The 22,338-nt window shown below is 71.6% G+C and carries 24 protein-coding genes; 8 read left to right on the forward strand and 16 right to left on the reverse strand.

Annotated features, from left to right (window positions below; genetic code table 11):
- The 3 genes from M1E25_RS23735 to M1E25_RS23745 form a co-directional block, all read left to right on the forward strand.
- Positions 1-659: apolipoprotein N-acyltransferase (locus M1E25_RS23735; RefSeq protein ID WP_251419024.1), on the forward strand; the 659-nt coding region annotated here is incomplete at its 5' end.
- Positions 656-1,453 carry a polyprenol monophosphomannose synthase gene (locus tag M1E25_RS23740; RefSeq protein ID WP_251419026.1) on the forward strand — a complete coding sequence of 266 codons (798 nt, stop codon included), beginning with the start codon at positions 656-658 and terminating at the stop codon, positions 1,451-1,453. The genes M1E25_RS23735 and M1E25_RS23740, both read left to right, overlap by 4 nt.
- Positions 1,454-1,645: 192 nt before the next feature.
- Positions 1,646-2,713, forward strand: coding sequence for a terpene synthase family protein (locus M1E25_RS23745; RefSeq protein ID WP_251419028.1), 1,068 nt, complete (start codon positions 1,646-1,648; stop codon positions 2,711-2,713).
- Positions 2,714-2,788: 75 nt separating this feature from the next.
- On the opposite strand, the gene M1E25_RS23750 is transcribed toward M1E25_RS23745, so the two are convergent.
- Genes M1E25_RS23750 through M1E25_RS23770 form a run of 5 tightly spaced genes read right to left on the reverse strand, consistent with a single transcriptional unit; the run spans position 2,789 to position 7,194 of the window.
- Positions 2,789-4,288, reverse strand: coding sequence for a cytochrome P450 (locus M1E25_RS23750; RefSeq protein WP_372501370.1), 1,500 nt, complete (start codon positions 4,286-4,288; stop codon positions 2,789-2,791).
- Positions 4,285-4,905 (reverse strand): GTP-binding protein, encoded by a 621-nt coding sequence (locus M1E25_RS23755; protein ID WP_251419030.1) that lies wholly within the window; start codon positions 4,903-4,905, stop codon positions 4,285-4,287. The genes M1E25_RS23750 and M1E25_RS23755 overlap by 4 nt, the downstream gene beginning before the upstream one ends.
- Positions 4,886-5,242, reverse strand: a complete 357-nt coding sequence (locus M1E25_RS23760; RefSeq protein WP_251419032.1) for a DUF742 domain-containing protein — start codon at positions 5,240-5,242, stop codon at positions 4,886-4,888. The genes M1E25_RS23755 and M1E25_RS23760 overlap by 20 nt, the downstream gene beginning before the upstream one ends.
- Complete coding sequence (locus M1E25_RS23765; protein WP_372501373.1) at positions 5,239-5,664, reverse strand: roadblock/LC7 domain-containing protein; 426 nt, start codon at positions 5,662-5,664, stop codon at positions 5,239-5,241. Before M1E25_RS23765 ends, M1E25_RS23760 begins: the two co-directional genes overlap by 4 nt.
- A 6-nt stretch (positions 5,665-5,670) precedes the next feature.
- Positions 5,671-7,194: a sensor histidine kinase gene (locus tag M1E25_RS23770; RefSeq protein WP_251419034.1), complete on the reverse strand. Its 1,524-nt coding sequence runs from the start codon at positions 7,192-7,194 to the stop codon at positions 5,671-5,673.
- Positions 7,195-7,707: 513 nt separating this feature from the next.
- Between M1E25_RS23770 and M1E25_RS23775 the strand changes: the two genes are divergently transcribed.
- On the forward strand, positions 7,708-8,856 hold the full coding sequence (locus tag M1E25_RS23775) for a D-alanyl-D-alanine carboxypeptidase family protein (RefSeq protein WP_251419036.1): 1,149 nt from the start codon (positions 7,708-7,710) through the stop codon (positions 8,854-8,856).
- A gap of 423 nt (positions 8,857-9,279) precedes the next feature.
- Here M1E25_RS23775 and M1E25_RS23780 read toward each other — a convergent pair whose 3' ends face one another.
- A complete protein-coding gene (locus M1E25_RS23780; protein ID WP_251419038.1) occupies positions 9,280-9,513 on the reverse strand; it encodes a hypothetical protein in 234 nt (77 codons plus the stop codon).
- Between the two features lie 93 nt (positions 9,514-9,606).
- Complete coding sequence (locus M1E25_RS23785; RefSeq protein ID WP_251419040.1) at positions 9,607-9,867, reverse strand: WhiB family transcriptional regulator; 261 nt, start codon at positions 9,865-9,867, stop codon at positions 9,607-9,609.
- Between the two features lie 127 nt (positions 9,868-9,994).
- Between M1E25_RS23785 and fxsA the strand changes: the two genes are divergently transcribed.
- The gene (fxsA, locus tag M1E25_RS23790) at positions 9,995-10,594 is read left to right on the forward strand and encodes an FxsA family membrane protein (protein ID WP_251419042.1); all 600 of its coding nucleotides are present in this window, start codon (positions 9,995-9,997) and stop codon (positions 10,592-10,594) included.
- 108 nt (positions 10,595-10,702) lie between these two features.
- Here the strand turns inward: fxsA and M1E25_RS23795 are convergent, their stop codons facing one another.
- The 4 genes from M1E25_RS23795 to yczE all read right to left on the reverse strand — a co-directional run bounded on the left by M1E25_RS23795 (position 10,703) and on the right by yczE (position 14,218).
- Positions 10,703-11,077 (reverse strand): RNA polymerase-binding protein RbpA, encoded by a 375-nt coding sequence (locus M1E25_RS23795; RefSeq protein ID WP_251419044.1) that lies wholly within the window; start codon positions 11,075-11,077, stop codon positions 10,703-10,705.
- 255 nt (positions 11,078-11,332) lie between these two features.
- Positions 11,333-12,718 carry an MFS transporter gene (locus M1E25_RS23800; protein WP_372501374.1) on the reverse strand — a complete coding sequence of 462 codons (1,386 nt, stop codon included), beginning with the start codon at positions 12,716-12,718 and terminating at the stop codon, positions 11,333-11,335.
- Positions 12,719-12,746: 28 nt separating this feature from the next.
- Positions 12,747-13,511 (reverse strand): glycerophosphodiester phosphodiesterase family protein, encoded by a 765-nt coding sequence (locus tag M1E25_RS23805; protein WP_251419048.1) that lies wholly within the window; start codon positions 13,509-13,511, stop codon positions 12,747-12,749.
- Complete coding sequence (yczE, locus tag M1E25_RS23810; RefSeq protein ID WP_251419050.1) at positions 13,508-14,218, reverse strand: membrane protein YczE; 711 nt, start codon at positions 14,216-14,218, stop codon at positions 13,508-13,510. Before yczE ends, M1E25_RS23805 begins: the two co-directional genes overlap by 4 nt.
- A gap of 66 nt (positions 14,219-14,284) precedes the next feature.
- Between yczE and M1E25_RS23815 the strand changes: the two genes are divergently transcribed.
- Positions 14,285-15,781: an SCO1417 family PLP biosynthesis transcription factor gene (locus M1E25_RS23815; protein ID WP_251419052.1), complete on the forward strand. Its 1,497-nt coding sequence runs from the start codon at positions 14,285-14,287 to the stop codon at positions 15,779-15,781.
- A 66-nt stretch (positions 15,782-15,847) separates the two neighbouring features.
- Here the strand turns inward: M1E25_RS23815 and M1E25_RS23820 are convergent, their stop codons facing one another.
- From M1E25_RS23820 to M1E25_RS23835, 4 genes are all read right to left on the reverse strand, one after another.
- The gene (locus tag M1E25_RS23820) at positions 15,848-17,395 is read right to left on the reverse strand and encodes a hypothetical protein (protein WP_251419054.1); all 1,548 of its coding nucleotides are present in this window, start codon (positions 17,393-17,395) and stop codon (positions 15,848-15,850) included.
- 395 nt (positions 17,396-17,790) lie between these two features.
- Entirely contained in the window at positions 17,791-17,985 is a 195-nt protein-coding gene (locus M1E25_RS23825; protein WP_251419056.1) for a hypothetical protein, read from the reverse strand.
- Between the two features lie 494 nt (positions 17,986-18,479).
- Complete coding sequence (locus M1E25_RS23830) at positions 18,480-18,677, reverse strand: hypothetical protein (RefSeq protein WP_251419058.1); 198 nt, start codon at positions 18,675-18,677, stop codon at positions 18,480-18,482.
- Between the two features lie 225 nt (positions 18,678-18,902).
- Positions 18,903-19,679, reverse strand: coding sequence for a Mut7-C RNAse domain-containing protein (locus M1E25_RS23835; protein WP_251419060.1), 777 nt, complete (start codon positions 19,677-19,679; stop codon positions 18,903-18,905).
- A gap of 128 nt (positions 19,680-19,807) precedes the next feature.
- Between M1E25_RS23835 and M1E25_RS23840 the strand changes: the two genes are divergently transcribed.
- On the forward strand, positions 19,808-21,094 hold the full coding sequence (locus M1E25_RS23840) for a phosphoribosyltransferase family protein (protein WP_251419062.1): 1,287 nt from the start codon (positions 19,808-19,810) through the stop codon (positions 21,092-21,094).
- Positions 21,095-21,173: 79 nt separating this feature from the next.
- On the forward strand, positions 21,174-21,443 hold the full coding sequence (locus tag M1E25_RS23845) for a DUF1876 domain-containing protein (RefSeq protein ID WP_251419064.1): 270 nt from the start codon (positions 21,174-21,176) through the stop codon (positions 21,441-21,443).
- On the opposite strand, the gene M1E25_RS23850 is transcribed toward M1E25_RS23845, so the two are convergent.
- The gene (locus tag M1E25_RS23850) at positions 21,444-22,286 is read right to left on the reverse strand and encodes an HAD family hydrolase (RefSeq protein ID WP_251419066.1); all 843 of its coding nucleotides are present in this window, start codon (positions 22,284-22,286) and stop codon (positions 21,444-21,446) included.
- Between the last annotated feature and the right edge of the window lie 52 nt (positions 22,287-22,338).

Below are 22,338 nucleotides of genomic sequence, written 5' to 3' on the forward strand. Positions count from 1 at the left end.
TGCTCGTCGGCGCCCTGGTGGACCACCCGACCGAGCAGGGCTACGTCGAGAACCAGGGGATCGTCTGGGACCCGGTCACCGGGCCCGGCGCGTCGTACACGAAGCAGCACCCCGTGCCGTTCGGGGAGTACGTGCCCTTCCGCGACCAGCTCAGCAAGGTCATCTCCCGGTTGCAGCAGGTGCCGCGCGACTTCTGGCCAGGCGACCGCACCGGCGTCCTCGACGCCGGAGGAGCCCGCATCGGGGACGTCATCTGCTTCGAGGTCGCCTACGACGAGATCGTCCACGAGACCGTCCGCGCGGGCGCCCGGGCGCTCGTCGTCCAGACGAACAACGCCACGTACGGCCGGACCGGACAGCCCGACCAGCAACTGGCCATGTCCGAGCTGCGGGCGGTGGAACACGGACGCGCCGTCATCACAGCCGCCACCAGCGGCATCAGCGCGGTCGTCGCGCCGGACGGGACCGTCCAGCAGCGCACCGAGGAGTTCACGCGGGACGTCCTCACCGCGCGCATCCCTTTGCGTGACGACACCACGCTCGCCGACCGCGTCGGCGCGGCTCCCGAGTGGGCGCTCGCTATCGTTGGCCTCCTGTCCTGCGCCGTCGCCGTCGCGACCGGCCGGCGGGGACGAACGGAGGAGAAGAGGCAGAAGTGAACGACGGTGGCACCGCTCCCGGTGGCGGAACCCGGACGTACGGTCCACTCGGCACGGTCCTGGTGATCGTCCCGACCTTCAACGAGGCCGGGAACATCCGGAAGACCGTCGGCCGCGTGCGCGCCGCGGTGCCGGAGGCCCACGTCCTGATCGCCGACGACAACAGCCCGGACGGCACCGGCAAGATCGCCGACGAGCTCGGGGCCGAGGACGGCCGGGTCCATGTCCTCCACCGCAAGGGAAAGGAAGGACTGGGCGCGGCGTATCTCGCGGGTTTCCGCTGGGGGTTCGAGCACGGCTACGGCGTCCTGGTCGAGATGGACGCCGACGGCTCGCACCAGCCGGAGGAGCTCCCCCGGCTGCTCACGGCGCTCCGGAACGCCGACGCAGTCCTGGGATCCCGCTGGGTCCCCGGCGGGCGGGTGGTCAACTGGCCGAAGTCCCGTCAGTTCCTCTCCCGGGGCGGGAGCACTTACTCCCGGCTGCTGCTCGACGTCCCGATCCGTGACGTCACCGGCGGCTTCCGGGCCTTCCGGAAGGAGACCCTCCAGGGGCTGGGTCTCGACGGGGTCGCCTCCCAGGGCTACTGCTTCCAGGTCGACCTCGCCTGGCGTGCCGTCAAGGCGGGCTATCGCGTGGTGGAGGTACCGATCACCTTCGTCGAGCGGGAGGTAGGCGACAGCAAGATGAGCCGGGACATCGTCGTCGAGGCCCTGTGGCGGGTCACCGCCTGGGGCGTCGGAGCGCGTGGCCGCCGGCTCCTGGAGCGCGGCCGGCGCAGCCCGAACCGCTGAGACGAGCGGCTTTCCGCCGTTCCAGGGGCAGTTGCACACGCCTGACGCATATTCCGTCTCCTTATGCGGTTGGCCACTGCCGGAGCAGGGTACGGTGCCGCAGGGGGGAGTGACCGGTGGTCCGGAGATTCTGGACGGCCGCTGTCGGCATGCCTCCTCATCGTGCGCGTTGCGGCGAAAGGACGGACAACCATGCCCCAGGCATTAGCCTTCGGGATCCCCTTCGAGACGCCCGTCGGCGTGGTCGCCGACCATGCAAGGGCCCAGCACGTGAAGTGGGTCCAGCAGCAGCAGCTGGTCCGGAGCGAGGCGGGGCTGCAGGAGTACCTGTCCTGGGACCTGCCGCAGGCCGCGGCGCGGACGTACCCGTACGCGCACGGCGATGACATGACCGTGTTGATGAACTGGTTCTCGCTCGCATTTCTCTTCGACGACCAGTTCGACGCGACGGTCAGCGATCACGCCGACCAGGTTGCCCAGGTCTCCCGCGAGCTGATCACCATTCCCTTCCGGCCCAGGGGCACTCCTCCGGATCTTTCCTGTCCGGTCACCGTGGCCTGGTCCGAGGTGTGGGCCTGGCTCTCCGACGGCATGTCGGACACCTGGTGTGACCGCTTCGCCTCGTCCTGGGCCCGGTTCCTGGCGGCCCACACCGGTGAGGTCCGGCTCTCGGCCGCCGGCACCGAGTTGGGATACGCCGAGTTCCTGGACCTGCGACGCCGCACGGTGGGGATCCACCACTCCATCGACGCGGCGGAGCGAACGAGGAACTTCGAGGTCCCCGCGCAGGTGCAGGCACACGATCTGATGCGCCGGATGCGGGCGGCGGCGGCCGACACCATAGCGTTCATGAACGACATCCACTCGCTCGAGCGGGAGGAGCGCCGGGGAGACGGGCACAACCTGGTGACGGTGCTGCGCAAGCACCTGAACTGTTCGCGCCAGGAGGCCATCGACACCGCGGTGACGATGACCGACGAGCACCTCGCCCTGTACCTCCGGCTGGAGGGACAGATCCCCGAACTGTGCCTCGAACTCGGGCTGGGCCCCGAGGAACGGCGGGCCACCGAGATGGGGGTGGAGGCCATCCGGCACTGGATACGCGGCAACTACGACTGGGCGCGCAGCACCGGACGGTACGCCGCGGAGAAGTCCGGCGCCGCTGCCCGGGCCGAGAGCCTGGGCAAGGGATCGGTGGACGACCTGCTCCATCCGGTGTTGCCCGAACAGAGCCCCGTCGAACGGGCAACAGCTGTCTGAGGCACGGGACAGGCAACGCCGTGGGGCGCCGACCGGACGGTCGGCGCCCCACGGCGTCTCGCTGGGAGACCGTGTCTAACGGCCCCGCACCAGCCGCTTCAGCGACTCCCAGCGGGACTGCCTCGGCAGGCTCACCTGCGTCGGGACGGGCGCGGGGTGCGGTGCGAGCGCCGGAAGCTCCGCCGATGCCGGCGGCATCGGCGTGGCCGGCTGAGCGGAAGCGCCGGCCGGGGCCGGAGCGGCAGGGGACGCCATGGACGGAAAGGGTGAAGTCGTCGTCACCGACGATGACTTCGGCCTGGCCGGAGTGAACGCGACGGGCAGCGCCTCCAGATGGCGCGACCACGGCGACGAGCGCCAGCTCAACTGGTCCGCCGGCACGGCCAGCCGGATGTCGGGCAGGCGCGCCAGGAGGATGTCGATGCCCGTCTCGGTGACGGCACGGCCGACGTCCTGGCCCGGGCATTCGTGCGGTCCGCCGCTGAAGGCCAGGTGCGAGCGGTTGTGGTGCACCGGAGCAGAGGGGTCCGGCCGCACGGCGGGGTCCATGTTCCCGGCAGCCAGCCCGAGCAGCAGCATGTCGCCCGCGCGGATCTCCCGGCCCGCCAACTGGGCGTCCCCGGTGGCCCATCGGGCCGGGCAGACCATCAGCGGCGGCTCGTCCCACAGCATCTGCTCGACCGCCTCCGGCAGCGTCAGCTGCCCGCCGGCGATCGAACCGCGGAAGCGGGGGTCGGTCACGACCATCCGGACCGTGTTCACGATCAGGTTGGTGGTGGTCTCGTAGCCCGCGAGCAGCACGAGGCGCAGGTGGTGCAGGACTTCGTCGTCGGAGAGGTTCGCCGGGTGGGCGATCAGGGCCGAGGCGAAGTCGTGGCCGGGCTTGGCACGCTTCTGCTCGACGAGATTACGCAGGGTCTCCAGGACGTACTCGTTGCTGGCGAGGGCCGTTGCCGTTCCCTTGATCAGGTCCCGGGACGCGGCGACCAGCCGGGGGCCGTACTCGTCGGGCATGCCGAGCAGGTGGGTCAGCACGAGCATCGGCAGGTGCTCCGCGAACTGGGCGACCACATCGGCCTGGCCGTCCTGGCAGAAGCCGTCCACGAGCCGGTGCGCGAAGCGGGTGATGTGACGCCGGATGCCGCGCTGGTCGAACCGCGAGAGGCTGTCGGTGACGGCGGCGCGCAGCCGCTGGTGGTCGATCCCGTCCGCCGACACGCAGTCCGGGCGCCAGCCGATCATCGGCAGCAGCGGCGAGTCGGGGGCGATCCGTCCGCTGTCCCAGCCGTGCCAGATCCGGGAGTCCCGGGAGAACTGGGTGTAGCGCCGGGAGACGTCGAGGTTCTCACGATGGCCGAGGACGAGCCACGCCTCGATGTCACCGGGCAGCAGCACCGGGGCCACACCGCCGTGCTGCTTGCGGAGTTCCTCGAAGAGGCCCATGGGATCGGTCTCCGCCGACTCGCCGTAGAGGCGCATGGTGCCGTCGGGGCCGGTCGGGGGGATGTGGGCGGGGCAGCCCGGGGGAGGCAGCGGGTGTTCGGCGGGGCCGTGGTCGGGCGCTGGAGCGGTCACAGGGTCTCCTGAGCTGCGGTGAGCGTGCGCAAGTAGTGCATCAGCGTGAGCAGGACGTCACGGCTGGACTCCCGGAGCCGGGCATCGCACTCCACCAACGGAACCGAGTCGGGCAGGTCGAGAGCCCTGCGCACGTCCGCTATCTCGTGCTTGGGCGAGTCCGGGAAGGAGTTGAGGGCCACGATGAAGGGGACACGGCGGTCCTCGAGACGGGTGATCACGTCGAAGCAGGTGTCGAGGCGACGGGTGTCCACGAGGACCACCGATCCCAGAGCGCCTTCGAAGAGCCCGTTCCACAGGAACCAGAAGCGCTCCTGCCCGGGGGTCCCGAACAGATACAGCACCAGCTGCTCGTTGAGGCTGATCCGGCCGAAGTCCATCGCGACCGTGGTGGAGGTCTTGCCCTCCACACCGGCGTTGTCGTCGATGCCGGCGCTGGCCTGCGTCATCGTCTCTTCGGTGCTCAGCGGCGGGATTTCGCTCACCGAACCGACCATGGTCGTCTTACCGACCCCGAATCCGCCGACGATCACGACCTTGACCGCCGTTGCCGCCGAGGAGGGGAGCACGTGCTCGGTACGCGGTCCCGTCAGGGCATCAGAGTTTGTGGAGCCCACGGATCACCTCCTCAAGAAGGGTGATGTCAGGGAGCGCCGCGGCCGGGACCGGGTCGCGCGCTTCTATGTGAGTGGCCTGTAACAGGTCCGCGAGCAGCACGGTCACGACGCTGAACGGGAGTCCCAGATAGGCCGAGATCTCGGCCACCGACAGCGGGTAGTGGCACATGGTCAGGATGGCCGCGTGCTCACGCTTCATCCCGGGCTGGGGCGGGGTGCGCGCCACGATGAGCGTGACGAGGTCGATCGCCGCCTGCTCGGGCGGCTGGCGGCCTCCGGTGATGACGTACAGCCGCTTGGGGGTGCCTTCGTCCCAGGATTCTGCGCTCTGCGTCATGTGACCTGCCCGGCAGCCCGCGGCGGGGTGGTCAGATGGGCTCCGACGCGGTTCACCAGGGACCGCATCTGGTTGCCCATCAGCTGGTTGTCGACCTCGGCGTCCGCCAGGACGGCGAGATACGCGTGCTCCCCGGCCTCCATGAGGTAGTAGAAGCCGCCGGTGGCCTCCATGGCCACCATGCGGATGCTGCGGCCCTCGGGCGGGAAGTAGTCCGCCGCCACGGAGTTGGCCAGGCTTTTGAGCCCGGCCCCGACGGCCGCCAGCCGGTCCGCGATCATGTCGTTGGTCCGTGCCTCGGATTCCTCGCCCGCCCGGGCTATGGGAAGCCCGTCCGACGACAGGACCACGACGTGCCGCACGTGCGGGACACTCGTGGCCAGCTCTTCGAGCATCCAGTCCATATTCGGCTGACGCAACACTGCTACTCACTCACCCTTGTCCGACGGCTCACTGGTACGGCTGGCAGTTCTGGCCGGATCATCCGGCGCATCGACGACGGCTTTGCCGCTGTGGAAGGCGTCCAGCCACAGGCCCGGCGGCGGCGCGGAGGCGCCCGGCGCAGTGCGGGGGGCCGGAGCCGGGGCACTGGCGGAGGCGGAGCCGCTCAGCGCGGTGCCGACGAGCGGCGGAGCACTCCCGGGGCTGCGGCGCCGCTGGGGCAGGCCGCTGGCCGGACTCCGCTCCGTCTGCGGCTCGTTGCCCCGGACCGGCCCGGTCGGTCCCGGTGCGATCCGCTGCGGCGTGGGGGCGGCGCCGGGCACGTGACGCGCCGCGTCCTGGATCGGCGTCAGGAAGCGGTGCGGCACCGTCACGACAGCGCGCACTCCGCCGTATCCGGAGACCTCCAAAGCAACGGTGAGCCCGTAGTCCTCGGCGAGCCGGCCGACAACGGGCAGGCCCAGACGGGGAGTTTCGCCCAGGTCGACCAAGTCGATGCCCGTCGACGCCTGGGAGAGCGCCTGCCGGACCCGGTTGCGGGCCTCCTCGGTCAGGCCGATGCCGCCGTCCTCGATGGCGACCGCGACGCCCGAACCGACCTCCACGGCGGTGACGATGACCCGGGAATTGGGGGGCGAGTAGCGCGTGGCGTTGTCGAGAAGCTCGGCGAAGACGTGGATCAGCGGTTCCACCGCCGGTCCCTGGATGCCGACCTCGGTCACCGACTGCAGGTCGACCCTGGCGAAATCCAGGATCTGCGACTGGGCCCCGCCCAGGACCTCCTCAAGCGGCAGGTCCTTCTGCCACTGGCGGCCCGGACGCGCCCGGCCCAGGACGGCGATGCTGGCGGCCAGTCGTCCGATCAGAGCGGTGCGGTGGTCGAGTTGCTGCAGATCCCTGGAGACCACCAGATCCGTACCGTGCCGGTCCTGCATCTGTGTCAGGTCGCGGGCCTGCTGGGAGATGAGGGCCTGGACGCGGCGTGCCACGTTCACCAGGGCCCGCTGCGCCGATTCGCGCATCGCCTCCTCGGCCTGGACCGCGTTCAGGACCACGCGGATCACGGCCTGGTGGGCCTGGGAGAACTGTTCGTCCAGCCCGGGAGCGACGGGGAGCGTGGCGAGGATCTCGCCGGCGTCCTCACCGCGCTGGAGCCGTTCCACCACCGAGGGCAGGAGTTCGTCGGCGAGCCAGACGGTGGCGCTGTGCTGGGCCGCCATTCCCTGGGTGAGAGCGGAGTGCTGGTCGGCGAGTCGCTGCGAGAAGGAGGCCTCCTGCTCGGCAAGGTGCCGTTGCAGGTCCTTGACGAGGCGGCCGCGGCGCGAGGCCTCCGCAGCAGTGATCCCCACGAGGAGGACGCATGTGCCGCCGCTGACGGCGACGGTGGGTCGCAGCTCGGCCGGCACGTTGAACAGGGCGACGACGACCCCGGCCACCACAGCTGCGAGGAGGAACCAGGAGAGGTGAGCAGTGCGCGGACGCGCTCCGGGTGGTGAACCGGCAGAAACCATCGGCATCCCTTAGGCAGTCGGGCGGAACACTTGGCGGCGGACCGATCACGGGGAAGCGAGCGGTGTTGCTGATCGTGCTCCCGGATATCGGGCCCGCACCGGAGCTGCCGGCCTCGCCGAGTGCTTCCCGTACGGCCGGGGCCGTGCCGGACCACTCGGCCCCGGGTGGGACCAGCTTCGATGCAGGCGTTGATGACCGATTGTGATCACGGCAACGCGCCATGTGCACGGAGCATAGTCCGATTGCGCTCACCCGGAGGCGGGCTGATGATACTCGCGGTCGCTGACCGATACGACCTCTCAAATGACGCTTCAGCGACAGTAACTGAACTATGGATGACAGGTTTTGATAGTTCGATAAGAAGATGGCAGATGTGTTCGGCCTATGCCAGAGGCACTCCGGGCTCACCGAGGGTCGCCCGGACGGCGTCGCGGACTGCCGTCCGGACCGCCCCCGCCCGGGTGGAGCAGCAGTGGACGACGGCCGGGGCGCGGGCTTCCTACCGTGGTGCCATGAACCCCTCACCGCCGCGTTCGATACGGCGCATCGCGGCTCTCGTCTGTGCCACCGCCTGTCTGGCGGGTGCCTGCACAAGCGGGGCCGTGCAGCCGCCGAGGCAGAACCCGCAGGGAGCGCTCGGAGGTACCGGAGTGCGGGTCGGACGGGCCACCGGCACCCCCGAGCTGCCCGATGACCTGTCGGCGCGTTCCTGGCTCGTGGCCGATGCGGCATCGGGGGATGTGCTCGCGGCCAGGAACGCCCACCGCCGTCTGCCGCCCGCCAGCACCCTGAAGGTCCTCTTCGCCCTCACCGTGCTGCCGAAGATCCCGCCCGCTACGACGCACACAGTCACGGCGGCGGACCTCGAGAACGTCGGAGAGGGCAGCAGCCGGGTCGGACTGGAGCCCGGACTGGACTACGGGATCGGCGACCTCTGGCGGGGGGTGTTCCTCAGCTCCGGCAACGACGCGGTCCAGGTCCTTGCCCGCATGAACGGATCGGTGGAAGCCACGGTTCGGCAAATGCAGGCCAAGGCACAGGAGCTGGGCGCCCACGACACCCGCGTCGTCTCACCGGACGGCTACGACGCACCCGGCCAGGTCTCGTCCGCCTATGACCTGGCGCTCTTCGCCCGGGCCGGACTGGCCGATCCCGCGTTCAGCCGGTACTGCTCCACGGCCGCGGCGTGGTTTCCCGGAGTCGGACCCTCGGGCGCCTACCGCATCCAGAACACCAACCGGCTGCTGTCCGGAACCCAGGGGGTGGAGGCGTATCCGGGGCTGGTCGGGGTGAAGAACGGCTACACCACCAAGGCCGGCAACACGCTCGTCGCAGCGGCCCGGCGGGACGGGCGGACCGTGATCGTCACGGTCATGGATCCGCGGTCCGGCAAGTCGCACGCCGTCTATGAGGAGGCGAGAGCGCTGCTGGACTGGGGCTTCGGGTCGGAGGCGGCCGAGCCGGTGGGATCGCTGGATGCCCCGTCGCCGCCTGCCGCCTCCCCGGCGGCACACCGGGGGAGGACCACCGTCGCCGCGCAGCAGTTCTCCGTCACCCGGTGGGGGATCGCCGCAGCGGCTCTCGCGATCACCGTCGTGGGGTTCGTCACCTGGCGGCGCCGCGCCCGGCGCCCACGGGACAGGTCACCTTCTCGGCCCTGAAGGGATCGAGCTTGTGCGCCCGGTGGCCTTCGAGCCGGGTTGCGCTCTCGGCCGTCCCCTACGACCGGACGGCCACGGGTCGGTCCGGGAAGTCGTCAGGTCCCTGGAGGTACGGGTGCGGTGACGAACACCCACGCCCAGCGTGCACGGTTGCGCACGTTGACCCCGCCGACGAGATCGGCCGGCCCTGGGGGCGCCGCGCCCCCGGCCGAAGGCTGGGGGAGAGACCGGGATACTGCCCAGCCCCTCCAGGGAGATCCCGCGTCCGGGCGCTCCCCCATGGCCTTCGGCACGTGAGGTGCCCCCATGCATCTCCGCCGCAATCATCTTCGCGATCCTGTGAGCGACGTGAGTGGCCCTGGCCTGCAACGCGGCGCGTCGAGCACCGGTCATCCTCGGCAGAAGTCCGGTGAACCCGGCGGATCAGTCGGCCGGTTCGTCGGGGACGGGCTGCCCGGGACCGACGCCCGGCGCGTCGCGTTCACCGCGCCGGCCGGTTCCCGCCTCGTCGGTGCCGGGCACGTCCTCGTGGGCCTCCGGCCCCGTGGCTTCCTGGTCGCGGTCGTGGTCGTCCGTGGCTCCGGCCTGCTGGTCGGGCATGTCCCGCGGGATGCCCGCGGCCGATTCGGCCTGGTCGCCGTGATGCTGCTGCATCATGCCTGGCCTCCTGGGGTTGCGCGTTCGGTCTTCGAGAGCGGGTACCCGGACGGCCTGCGCTCATGCGGGGACGGTCGTCTCGGTCCGGGAGCATCAGCCCTGGGCGCGCAGGCGGGACCGTTCGCGCTGGCGCCGGCGGCGCATGGCGCGGCGCTCGTCCTCGCCGGTGCCGCCCCAAACACCCGAATCCTGATGGTTGTCGAGCGCCCAGTCCAGGCACTGCGTCGTCACCGGGCACGTTGCACACACGGCCTTTGCCTCCTGCACCTGCAGCAGGGCAGGTCCGGTGTTGCCCACCGGGAAGAACAGTTCCGGATCCTCGCCGAGGCAGGCCGCTTCCTGTCGCCAGTCCATGATTGCTCCCCACACGCCGCTCGCGGGCGTCTCGGAAATACCTTGGCAACTCGCGTACCCGTCACGCGCGAGGCAATCCTCCCCGGGCGGATCCCTCTTCCGGCGACGGCCGGGCACACTGGGACACATGAGCAGCAGACACCGGCCCCCAGACCCCCCACTGCCGCCCGGAGGGGAGCAACCCCCGCGGCGAACGCGGCGCTCATCGCCCCGGAGCTTCGCGCCACTTGCCGTCGCGGCCTGGGTGGTTGCCGAGATCTGGATCCTCCTCGCCGTTGCCGACGTGGCGGGCGGGTGGACCGTCCTCCTGCTGCTCGCAGCCGGGTTCGTACTCGGTGGCATCGTGGTCAAGCGAGCCGGGTTGCGGGCCTGGCGGCGTCTGGCCGAGAACGTCCAGGCGGCAGGCGGCCGCTCCACGGGCGCGGCGGGGCCCCGGCAGCCGGAGCGCGGGAACGCGCTCGCCATGCTGGGAGGTGTGCTGATCATGATTCCCGGGCTGCTGTCCGACGTGGCCGGGCTCCTCTGCCTCTTCCCGCCGACCGCCGCCCTGATCCGCAGCAGAACCGAACGGTCACTGGAGCGCAGGATGAAGGGCGCCGTGCCGGGAAGCCTCGAGGACTCACTGCGGCAGGCCCGTATGCACCGCCCGGACGGGAAGGTAGTCCAGGGCGAGGTGATCCGGGAGGACGAAAAGCCGGACGACGACGGGCCGCCGGCGAGCCCGTGAACCCCGTGTTCGTCGCGCCCGGGGTGAACGAAAGGACGTCCGGAACGGGCGAAGGGCCCGGATCACCCTCGGTGATCCGGGCCCTTCGCTGTGAACCGGGTGCCGCCGTCAGGCGGACTTGCGGTTGTCGCGCGGGTGCACCGCGATGTTCATGGCGCCGGAGCGGAGAACGGCCAGCCGCTCGGCCAGCACCTCTTCCAGCTCCTCGCGGGTGCGTCGCTCCATGAGCATGTCCCAGTGCGTACGTGCGGGCTTGCCCTTCTTCTCCTCCGGGCCGTCGCCGTCGACCAGGAGTGCCAGGGCACCGCATGCCTTGCACTCCCACTCCGGCGGAATTTCCGCCTCCACCGAGAACGGCATCTCGAATCGGTGGCCGTTCTGGCATGCGTACTCCACCGCCTGGCGCGGGGCCAGATCGATGCCGCGGTCGGTCTCGTAGCTGGTGACCACAAGTCGCGTGCCGCGGAGAGCTCGCTCACTCATGAATTGTGCCTCCCGGGCTCTCGCCCCACAGGACAGGTGTCGCTGTCGTCGTCATCCGGTCAACGTCCGGTCGGCGGAGATAATTCCCGATCCGGGACATGCGTCGCCCGTCGTGCCGCCCCTTGTTTTACCCACCAGCGCCCGGTTTGTCACATCCGGCTGGGGATGTCACCCAGCGTTTCGGCTTGTTCTGCGTGCAGTAACGGTCCGCCAGGCAGGTCAAGGGAGTACACTACCGCCCTTTGGGCTCAACCTCTAAATCCGTTCCGGTGTGACGTTGCCCGCTGCCGCGGCGGCCCGCCGCACCGGCACCCTCGTGAGCAGCACGAAACCCGCGACGAAGAAGACCACGAGCGAGATGATCGCGTCCCGGTAGCTTCCCGTCCACTGGTACGTCAGACCGAACAGCAGCGGTCCCAACCAGCTGGTTCCCCGGTCGCTCACCTCATACGCGGAGAAGTACTCCGCCTCCTTCCCCTGCGGGATGAGATGCGAGAACAACGATCGCGACAGCGCCTGGCTGCCGCCCATCACCAGACCGATCGACGCCGCCAGGACGAAGAACCAGCCCGTGGAACCCGCGGGCAGGAAGTACCCCGCGCCGACCGTCAGCGTCCACGCCACGAGCGACCCGAGGATCGTGCGCTTGGCACCGAAGCGTTCCGCCAGCCGTCCCATGCCGAGCGCGCCCGCCACCGCCAGCACCTGCACCAGCAGGATCGCCGAGATCAGCGTCGACTGCTCCAGCCCCAGTTCCTCGGATCCGTAGACGGCCGCCTGCGAAATCACCGTCTGCACACCGTCGTTGTAGACGAGATAGGCGACCAGGAACAGCAGTGTCAGCGGATACCTCCGCATGTCCCGCAGCGTGGCCAGCAGCTGGCGCCAGCCACCGCCGAGTCCCGCAGCGCCGGGCTCCCCTGCCCCGGTGCGCTCGCGCAACCGGAGCAGCGGGATCACCGCGAAGCCGCCCCACCACAATCCCGCGGTCGCCAGACAGATCCGTACCGCCGCTCCCTCGGAGACACCGAACGACTCGTGCATCGAGAAGAGCGCGAGGTCGGCGAGGAGCACCAGGGCGCCCGAGGCGTACCCGAAGGCCCAGCCACGGGAGGAGACCCGGTCCCGTTCCTCCGGTTCGGCGATCTGCGGCAAAAACGCGTTGTATAGGACCATCGAGACGCCGAACGCGACGTTCGCCACAATCAGCAGCGCACCGCCCAGCAGATAGCGGTCGCCCTCCAGGAAGAACATTCCGGACGTGGCGCCCGCGCCGGCGTATGCGAAGGCCCCCAGCAGGGGCTTCTTGCGGCCCGAGCGGTCGGCGGCCGCCCCCGCCAGCGGCATGACCAGCACCGACAACAGCACCGAGAGCGAGACGCAGTAGGCGAAGAACGAACCGGCGCTCACCGGGATGCCGAGCGGGTGCACGTAACCCCGAGCGTCGGCCGCGGCCCGGGCCACCGCCGTCAGGTACGGCCCGAGAAAGACCGTGATCACGCTGGTGGAGAAGACCGAGATCGCCCAGTCGTAGAAATACCACCCGCGCTGTTCCCGGCGGCGCGCGGCCGTCCCCGGGGCCGCCGGGGCCGCCGGCGCGTGCGGCCCGTCCGTGTTCCCGACGCTCAACCGGTCCCCCATGCCTTCGTCGCCGCACGCCCGCACCGGTTCAGGCCCAGTCCCCCCGGTCCTGCAGCACCGTGCGCAGCATCTCGATGTGATCGGTCATGATGCCATCCACGCCGAGGTCCAGGAGGGCTGCCATCCGATCCGGATCGTTCACGGTCCACACGTGGACCTGGAGACCGCGGCGATGAGCCGCGCGGACGAAGGAACGGTCCACCAACCTGACCCCCGAGTGGCATTCGGGCACCTGGGCGGCCAGTGCCGTACGGCGGTGCCGGGCGGGCAACCGGTGCGACAGCAGGCGGAGACCCAGCACGCCCCGCGTGCCCAGTGACGTGGCCAGCCGGGGGCCGGCGAGGCGCTGCGCCCGGACGATCCGGCCTTCCGAGAACGAACCGAGGCACACCCGGTCCCAGGCGTCCCGCCGGCGAAGAAGGCCGACGAGAGGCTCGACGGCCTCGCCGGCCTTGACGTCCACGTTCCACCTCGCACCGGGGAACTGCTCGAGCAGGTCCTCGAACAGCGGCAGCGGCTCGGTGCCTGCGACCCGCGCCTGCCGGACCTCGCTCCACGGCAGTTCCGCCAGTCGCCCCTGAGCGTCGGTGACCCGATCCAGGGTGGCGTCGTGGAACGCCACCAGCGCCCCGTCCGCCGTGCAGTGCACGTCCGTCTCGAGGTAGCGGTAGCCGGCCTCGACGGCGCGGCGGAAGGCGGAGACCGTGTTCTCCAGGCCGTCCGCCGCTCCGCCGCGATGGGCGAAGGCGAGCGTGGCGGGGTGGTCGAGGAAGGGGTGGCGTCGAGAGATCACCGCCGCAGTATGGCGCGGGCGTACGAGCCGGGCTTCCCCTCCTGCCTCCTCCGTCGCGGCCGTCCCGGTCGTGAAGTGAAGCCGAAGATGCGCAGGAACACCTGCGCCAGCGGGCCGATGGCGAGGGCGTAGACGACGGTGCCGACGCCCGCCGAACCGCCCAGCAGACACCCGCAGGCCAGCACGGTCACCTCGATCGAGGTGCGGATCAGGCGGACCGAGCGGCCGGTGATCTCGTGCAGCCGGGTCATGAGCCCGTCGCGTGGACCGGCCCCGAAACGGGCCGATATGTACAGCCCGGTCGCCAGGCCGTTCAGTGCGACGGCGAAGCCCAGCAGGGCGGCGCGCAGCACCGCAGCCCGGGGTTCGGGAGCCAGGAGCAGTGTCGCGTCCAGGGACAGGCCCACCACCACCACGTTCGACGCGGTGCCGAGTCCCGGCCGCTCCCGCAGGGGGATCCACAGCAGCAGCACGACGGCGCCGACCGCGATCGAAACGGTGCCGATGGACAGCCCGGTGTGACGGGCGACGCCCTGATGGAACACGTCCCACGGGCCGAGCCCGAGCCCCGCGCGCAGTTGCAGCGCCGCACTCGCGCCGTAGAGCACGAGCCCGAGGTAGAGCCGGGTGAGACGCCGGGTGAGCCCGGTTCCCCGGAACGCGGACGGGCGGCGGTCCGGGCCGGGGCAGTGGCGGCGTAGGCGCATGCATGGCATTCTCACCCCTGAGTCAGGCCACTTCGATGGCCAATCGACGAGAGGTGGACTGCCGACATGGGGCAGTGGACTTCGGCCGTGGGGGCCGCGCAACTCGCCCAGCTGCTCGCGTCGCAGAGCGCCGGTGCCACCCCGGGCAGCCGTCGTCCGCCTGCCTACCGGGCTCTCGCCGACGGGGTGCGGCTGCTGGTCCTCGAGGGCAGAGTGCCGGTGGCGGCAAGGCTTCCCGCCGAGCGCGAGCTGGCGGCCGCCCTGGCGACGAGCAGGACGACCGTAGCCTCCGCCTACGAGGCCCTGCGCTCCGAGGGCTTCCTCACCTCCCGCCGGGGTGCCGGCAGCTGGACCTCCGTACCGGCCGGCAATCCCCTGCCCACCCGGGGACTGGACCCGCTTCCGCCCGACGCCGCCGAGTCCATGATCGATCTGGGCTGTGCGGCACTGCCGGCGCCCGAGCCCTGGCTGACCCGCTCCTTCCAGGAAGCCCTCGGCTCGCTGGCTCCCTACGCCCACACCCACGGCGACTATCCCGCCGGCCTGCCGGTGCTTCGCCGGGCCCTGGCCGACCGCTACTCGGCGCGCGGTGTCCCCACCATGCCCGAGCAGATCATGGTGACGACCGGCGCGATGGGCGCCGTTGCCGCCATCTGCCACCTGTTCGTCGGACGGGGCGAGCGGGTGACGGTCGAAGCCCCCTCCTACGCCAACGTTCTGCAGCTGATGCGCGAAGCGGGCGCCCGGCTCGTACCCGTGGCCATGGCCGGACGGCTTGCAGGGTGGGACATCGCGGCCTGGCGGCAGGTCATGCGCGACGCCGCGCCGAGCATGGCCTACGTCGTCGCCGACTTCCACAACCCCACCGGCGCCCTGGCGGGGGAGGACCAGCGGCGCCAGCTCGCGGCCGCCGCCCGTTCGGCGGGCACGGTTCTGGTCGTCGACGAGACCATGGCCGATCTGGCACTCGAGCCCGGACTCGACATGCCCCGCCCCGTCTGCTCGTTCGATCCCGCCGGCAGCACCGTCGTCACCGTCGGCTCGGCCAGCAAGGCGTTCTGGGCCGGGCTGCGCATCGGCTGGGTGCGAGCAGCCCCGGACGTGATCCGCAGCCTCGTCGCGGCCCGCGCGTACACCGACCTCGGCTCGCCCGTGCTCGAACAGCTCGCCCTGCTGCGGCTGTTGGAGAACGGAGGCTGGGACGCGGCCCTCGACGCCCGGCGCCTCCAGGTCCGTGACAACCGCGACTGTCTGGTTGCGGCACTCCGGCGCCACGTTCCCGACTGGGAGTTCACCGTGCCCGACGGCGGGCTGACCCTGTGGGCACGCACCGGCGGGTTGTCCGGTTCCCGCATCGCCGAGGCGGGGGAACGGCTGGGCGTCCGCGTGCCGTCGGGCCCCCGGTTCGGCGTCGACGGGGCCTTCGAGGGCTTTGTGCGCCTGCCGTTCACCGCAGGCGCGGCGCTGGTCGAGACGGCCGCCGCCCGGCTTGCGACGGCCGCGTCGATCGTGGCCGAGGGCGGACCCGTCGGCGCCGACATGCCCGCCGGTCTCATCGCCTGAGTGGCCCCTGCCCGGCCGGTCGGTCGTATCGAGCGGGGGCGGTCAAGCGCTGCTGCTGCCGTGCCGTCAGCCGTCGGCGCGCGCTCCGGCCGGTTCGGCCTTCTCGAGGGTCACCCCGGCCCGAGCCGGCAGCAGGTCCAGCACGGACCGGCGCTGGGCCTCCGGCGCATCGTCGTCGTACGGGTCCGGGGTGGCGGGCACCTGGAGCCGGTGCACCTCTCCCGTGCCGAGCCGGGCGTAGCCGCGACCCGGCGGGAACCGGGGGGTCGGGGTGGTGTGCGGCGGATCGCCCAGCACGGCGGCGACCTGTTCGGCGGCCGCATGGCCGAGCGTCACCCGGGCCCGGGTGTGGGCGCGGACGGTCCGGCCGAGCGAGCCGACCGCGTCGAACTGTTCGCCGACCACGACGGCGACGTTGGCGGCGCGGCCGTGCCGCAACGGGATGTCCAGCAACTCCTGCGGGTCGGTTCGGCCTTCGACAGCGGCCAGATGACCGAGGGGGACGGGCCGGTCGACCAGGATCCACAGCTGACGGCGGATCTCCTCCGGTGCGGGACGGCCCTCCTGACGCGCGCGGCTGACGGCGACCATGCGGCGCTCGGTCTCCTGCGCCGCCCACTCGAGAATGGCCAGCGCCCCGGCGAGCCCGCTCTCCACCGCCGGAACTCCGGTACGGCCGATCAGGCAGGCGTACTCCCCGGCGCCGCCCCCGTCCACCACGACCACGTCGCCGTGCGGCAGGCCCTGCAGGGCGATCGAACGCAGCAGAGTGGTGACGCCGCTGCCTGGCCGGCCGACCACGAGGAGATGCGGCTCGTGCGAGCGCGAGCCGGTCCGCCACACCACCGGTGAGGCGTCGCGCGTGGCCCCGTTCTCGTCGACGGGGAGGGTCCGCTGGACGCCCTCCGCATCGGTGAAGCCCAGCACGATCTCGCCGGGCGAGGCGACGAAGCGCTGGGTACAGACGCCGGTCGGGAGTTCCGGAAGGACGGTCATCCGGAGCTGACCCGTTTCTTCGTCCCACCGGAAGCGGTACTCCCTGCCCCGCCCGCACTTGGCGTGGAGCACCTGCTCGATCCGGTTGCGGGACGCCTGCTCGCCGTCCGTGAAATACGGCGGGTAGCGCAGCCGCAGCTCGGTCACCCGGCCCGACTCGTCGAACGCGTACTCGCGGAAGGACTGACGCCAGTCGCCGCCGTGGGTGAAGAGGGGCTTGGGGTCCTCGGCGGCCGACAGGTAGGGCACCAGCGCTTCGTAGAGGGCCTGGAGCCGCGCGGTCTGGGCGGGCGTGGGGCCGGTGGTCGAGGTCCGCTCACGCCCCGCCCAGGCCGCTGCCCCCATCAGCGCGATCAGCGCCACCAGGGGGCCGTAGGGGGCGAGCCCTACGAGCAGGAGACAGGCAGCCAGGAAGAAGAGGACGGGCCCGCGCCGGTCCTTCGGTGTGGCGTTCCACCTGCGCCGCCCGGCCGCTGCCAGCCGTCGCAGGCCACGGGAGACGGTGATCAGGGGGTGGAGCACATCCGTCGCGCCGTCCGCGGCGCTGCGGGCGAAGCCGCGGCCGCGGGCCAGGGGTTGCTTGGCGGTCAGGATGCGGGGGAGCGGTCGCCGTGCCACGTCGGTCTCCTGGTGCTCGTGGGTGAACTGCCGTTCCACTCCTGGGGCGTGCCGATCCCGGCCGGCCCGGCGAGCGGGGTCCGGTCCGGGCCGGCCGCTGGTCCGAGGGCCCGCACAGCCGTGTGCGGGAATCCGGCCGACGCTGCGGAAAGCCGTGCCGGACCGGCACGCCCGGGGTCTGTCCCTCGACGGCGCCGTCCGTCGGGCGGCGGGACTCGGGTTCGGCCGGCGCGTGCAGCTGCAAGGCGGAGAGCCGTCCTCCGGGGTTCCCATGCTGTGGACCTCGGAAGGCCGTACCCCGGACGATTGGCAACGCCATCCGGGGGCGCCCCGGCCGGCGGCTGGGGGAGGGCGTGCAGGGCGGGCCGAGCCAGGCGGTATGCGAGAGACGGACCCTAGAACTTGATTCCGCCCAGCAGGCTCGCGAGGCTCGCCGTGCCGGCCTTGATGCTCGGGGCGATCGCGGTGCTCGCGAGGAAGAAGCCGAAGAGCGCGCAGACCACGGCGTGCGAGGCCTTCAGGCCGTCCTTCCGGAAGAACAGGAAGACGATGATGGCCAGCAGCACGACGCCCGAGATGGACAGAATCATGGGGTTCTCCTGGAGTGGTGGGGGTCGATCACCATGAGTTCTTCCATGCTCACAGGAAGTATTCTGGCGGGAAAGTGGCGAAAGAGTGATTTGTCGTGGAAATCAGCCGGACGGCCCTCACGGGCTTCCCCCGGCCGGAGCCCTCGCCGGGCCGGCATTCCGATGCGTCGGTCCTGCCCACCGCTGAGGCTCGTGCGCTTGCCGACGGGCCCGGCTGTGCAATCGGACCGCGGTAGCAGCCCGACAAGACCCCGGAGCGGCCGGGCCGCGGCCGGGAACGGAGCTCACCGCGGGGGTGCTCACGGGAGCGCGGGCGTCGGCGAGGCGCTGTGGATCGTGTCCCGAACGCGGCGGGACCCGTCAGCGGGTGGCTCCCTCGCCGTGGCCCGCACATCGAACGGCCGGCCTCCTGACGCTCCCGGGCGACGGGTCCGCGCGGCGGCGTCTGCCGGTCCGGTGTGCGGAACGAACCGGAGGACGAGGGGGAGGGAGGATCAGTGGGCGGGCCAGGCGGGGCGGTCGATGAGGGAGCGCCACTCCTGGTCGTGGTAGCCGGGGATGGTCCGGCCCGCTGATGCCCAGCGCTGGACGAGAGCGCTGTAGATCGGCGCCTCGATGGGATGAGGAACCGTTTCGCTCGCGGCGGGCTCGCCGAGGGCTCGCCGGTACGGGACTGCGCGAAGCTGCGTCATCGTCACGACACACTCAACGCGCGGGCCGCCCCCGGGGTCACCCCCGCAGGCTGCTCCTCACACGTACCGGTTCGGCCTCGAACGGCTCAGCGACAGGTGCCCGCTCGATGCCCCGGGATCCCGGGGCATCGCTCCTCCGGTTGACTCCCACAGGGCACCGGCGAACGCCATCCCCCGCCCCCGCATCGGTCACCGCACGCCCACGGCCACGCATTGCTCCCGGGTTCACGACGCCGGCCGCCGGGCCGCGCCGTTCCCCGTCCCCTCCGCTGGAGTCCCGGACCGCCCGACGATCCGGCGCGCCTCGTCCACGATCGCGTCCAGACGGCGGCTGTGCGCCCCGTGCCAGTAGACCCGGCCGCAGTCCCGGCAGCGGTGGTAGGCGTCGTAGGTGCGCCGGGTGCCGGGCATCAGCACCGGTTCCACCTCCTGTTTGCCGACGGCGATGAGGCAACCGTTGCAGACGACGCAGCGCGTCCACGGCCGGGGAACGGGTGCGAACCGGTCGAGGACGTCGTGGAGCTGGGCGTCGGGTCTGCTGCCGCGGACGAACGCACCGTGCCCGAGCAGCCGGCGCTTCAGCAGTCCGCGGTCCTGGGTCAACAGGATCCGTTCCTCGCGGTTCGCCTGCGCGATCAGGGCGTCGTCGTTCATGTCGTTGCCATAGCGGGTGTCGACGCCGAGGAGACGCAACCGCCGGGCGAGCGTGCCGAGATGCACGTCGAGCACGAAGCGCGCTGCCCCGTACGGGAGCTCCTGGGGACGGTGCACCGGCAGCACCGAGACCGACTCTCCACCGTGCGGGCGGAACGACGGTGTCACGGGGCGCCCGTCCGCGAGGATGCCGCCCACCTCCGTCAGCGGCGGCCCGAGGGACTCGACCAGGTGCCCGATCGTCGAGGTCCCGTCCGCTGCCACCGTCACCTGCCCACCCCGCAGACGCGTGGGCAGGAACAGCTGCAGCTCGGGGGCGAAACCGACGGTCAGCTCGGGTGCTTCCACCCCCTCAGCATCGCACCGGGCGGCGGGATGATCCCGCCCGGATTGCGCGGGAGCCGGTCTTCGGGTTCATTCGAAACAGAGGCTGCACGCACGTCGCTCATCCGACTCTGCCACACCGGGAGCAGGTCTTGATCTTCGAGGACCGTGAGGACGCCGGACGCCGGCTCGCCGCAGAGTTGGAGCATCTGCGTGGCGAAAACCCGGTCGTGGTCGGGCTGCCCCGCGGCGGAGTGCCGGTCGCCCACCAGGTGGCGCAGGCCCTCGGAGCCCCGCTGGACGTCGTCATCGTGCGCAAACTCGGTGTCCCCACCCACCGCGAACTGGGCTTCGGCGCCATCGGGGAGGGTGGTGTGCGCGTCGTCCGCGACGACATCGTCCGGCTGAGCCACGCCCAGCGCGCGGACCTCGACGAGGTCCAGCGCCATGAGGAGGCCGAACTCGTCCGCCGGGCACGCCAGTTCCGCGGGGACCGGCCCCGGATCCCCTTCGAGGGGCGGACGGTGATCATCGTCGACGACGGCATCGCCACCGGTTCCACGGCGGCCGCCGCCTGCAAGGTCGCCCGCGCCGCAGGCGCCGCCCGCGTCGTGCTGGCCGTGCCGGTGGCACCCCCCGAGGCGGTGGAGAACCTCCGCCCCGAGACGGACGAACTCGTCTGCCTGTCCAGCCCGAGGATGTTCTCCGCCGTGGGCGAGTGGTACCGCGGCTTCGCCCAGACCCCGGACTCCGAAGTGGTCTCGCTCCTCGCCCGCAGCCACGCGGGCCGGGCCGGCACCGCCGCCCGGGCCGAGGACACGGAGGTCGTGGTGGAAGCAGGCGACGTACGGCTGCCCGGACACCTCAGCATCCCCGAGGGATGCCCCGGCATCGTGGTGTTCGCCCATGGCAGCGGCAGCAGCCGGCACAGTCCGCGCAACCGGGCCGTCGCGCGGTCCCTCGGGGAGTCCGGTCTCGGCACGCTGCTGTTCGACCTCCTCACCCGCGAGGAGGAGCTCGACCGGGTCAACGTCTTCGACGTCGAGACGCTGGCCGCACGACTGGCCCACGCGACCCGGCTGCTCGCCCCGCGCGGGCTCCCCGTCGGCTGCTTCGGCGCCAGCACCGGGGCGGCCGCCGCGCTCCGGGCAGCGGCGGAACCCGACACGCTCATCGAGGCCGTGGTCTCCCGCGGCGGCCGTCCCGACCTCGCCGGCCAACGGCTCGCCGATGTACGCGCTCCCACACTGCTGATCGTCGGCGGGAGGGACGAGACAGTGCTGGACCTCAACCGCCGCGCCAAGGAACAGCTGCGCTGCGAGAGCCGCCTCGAGGTCGTCCCCGGTGCCACGCACCTCTTCGAGGAGCCGGGAACTCTGGACGCCGTCGCCGTCCTCGCCCGCGACTGGTTCGTCCGCCACCTCGCCCCCGGACGGTGAGGGGCGCAGGCCCCCGGCCGCATCGCCCGGCCGCTGCTTCCGGTGCACCCTGGAAGGTGAGGTTGGAGGTGGTTCCGACATGGAGACGATCGTCGGATGGCACATAGACATGGAGTTCCGGGAGGTCGACGCCAAGACCGAGGCGGCCGTGATGCTGAGACTGCAGGACGGCACCGAGCTGAGGGCGCACGGGCGCGCCAACCGGCACCCCGACGACCCTTCACAGCCGAGGGTCGGTGAGGAGATCGCAGCGGCCAGGGCTCTCAACGACCTGGCCCGCAGGCTGCTGAAGAAGGCGGGCGTGGAGATCGAGCAGGTGACGCACCTCGAGGCGCACCTGCATCCCTGATCAGCCCGGTTCCACGGCCCGGGGGCCGGCTGTCCGCGGTCCGGCCGCCGGGCCGGCGGGTGTCAGCAGTTCGGACAGGTCCCCCACGACCATGTCGGCGCCGTGCCGCTCCAGCCGCGCGGTGGCCGCCCCGCGGGCCGAGCGCTCCACCCCGATCACCACCGCGAAACCACCACGACGGGCGGCCTCGGTCCCCGAGACGGCGTCCTCCGCCACCGCCGTGGCGCACGGCGGAGTCCCCAGCCGGCGCGCCGCCTCCAGGAACAGCGCCGGGTCGGGCTTGCCCGGAAGCCGCAGTCGCGCCGCATCGTTGCCGTCCACGATCACGTGGAACAACTCCGCCACACCGGACATCGACAGGAGGTCACGCGCGTGCCGCGACGCGGACACCGCCGCGCACGACACCTGCTCCAGCCGCAGCGCGTGCAGCAACTGCACCGTCCCCGGCCAGGCCTCGACACGGTGCTCCCGCAGCCATTCGTCGAATTTCGCGTCCTTGGCCGCCGCCACTGCCCACACGCTTCCCGTGCCGGGCGGGTCGCCGGGCTCGCCCTGGGGCCGTCCGAGCCCCCGCGAGTCGAGAAAGGCCAGCGCACCGTCGAAACGCGACTTGCCGTCCACGTACGTCCGGTAGTCATCGTCCGGATCGAACGGCCGCGCGGCGCTGCCGGAGGCCCGTTCGCGCAGACATGCGTCGAAAGCGCGCTTCCAGGCCACCGCGTGAATTCCCGCGGAGTCGATGATCACGCCGTCGGTGTCGAACACCACCGCCCTCACACGCCGCAGCACCGGCGCGATGCCGTGACGGGACGCGCCGTGCCCTGCCGCTGGACCGGGCTTCATCCGGACCGCCTCCTGGGTCTCAACCCCTCCTGACTCCATGGCATCGCGGGAT

The organism is Streptomyces meridianus (genome assembly GCF_023703325.1).
Taxonomy (GTDB): domain Bacteria; phylum Actinomycetota; class Actinomycetes; order Streptomycetales; family Streptomycetaceae; genus Streptomyces; species Streptomyces meridianus.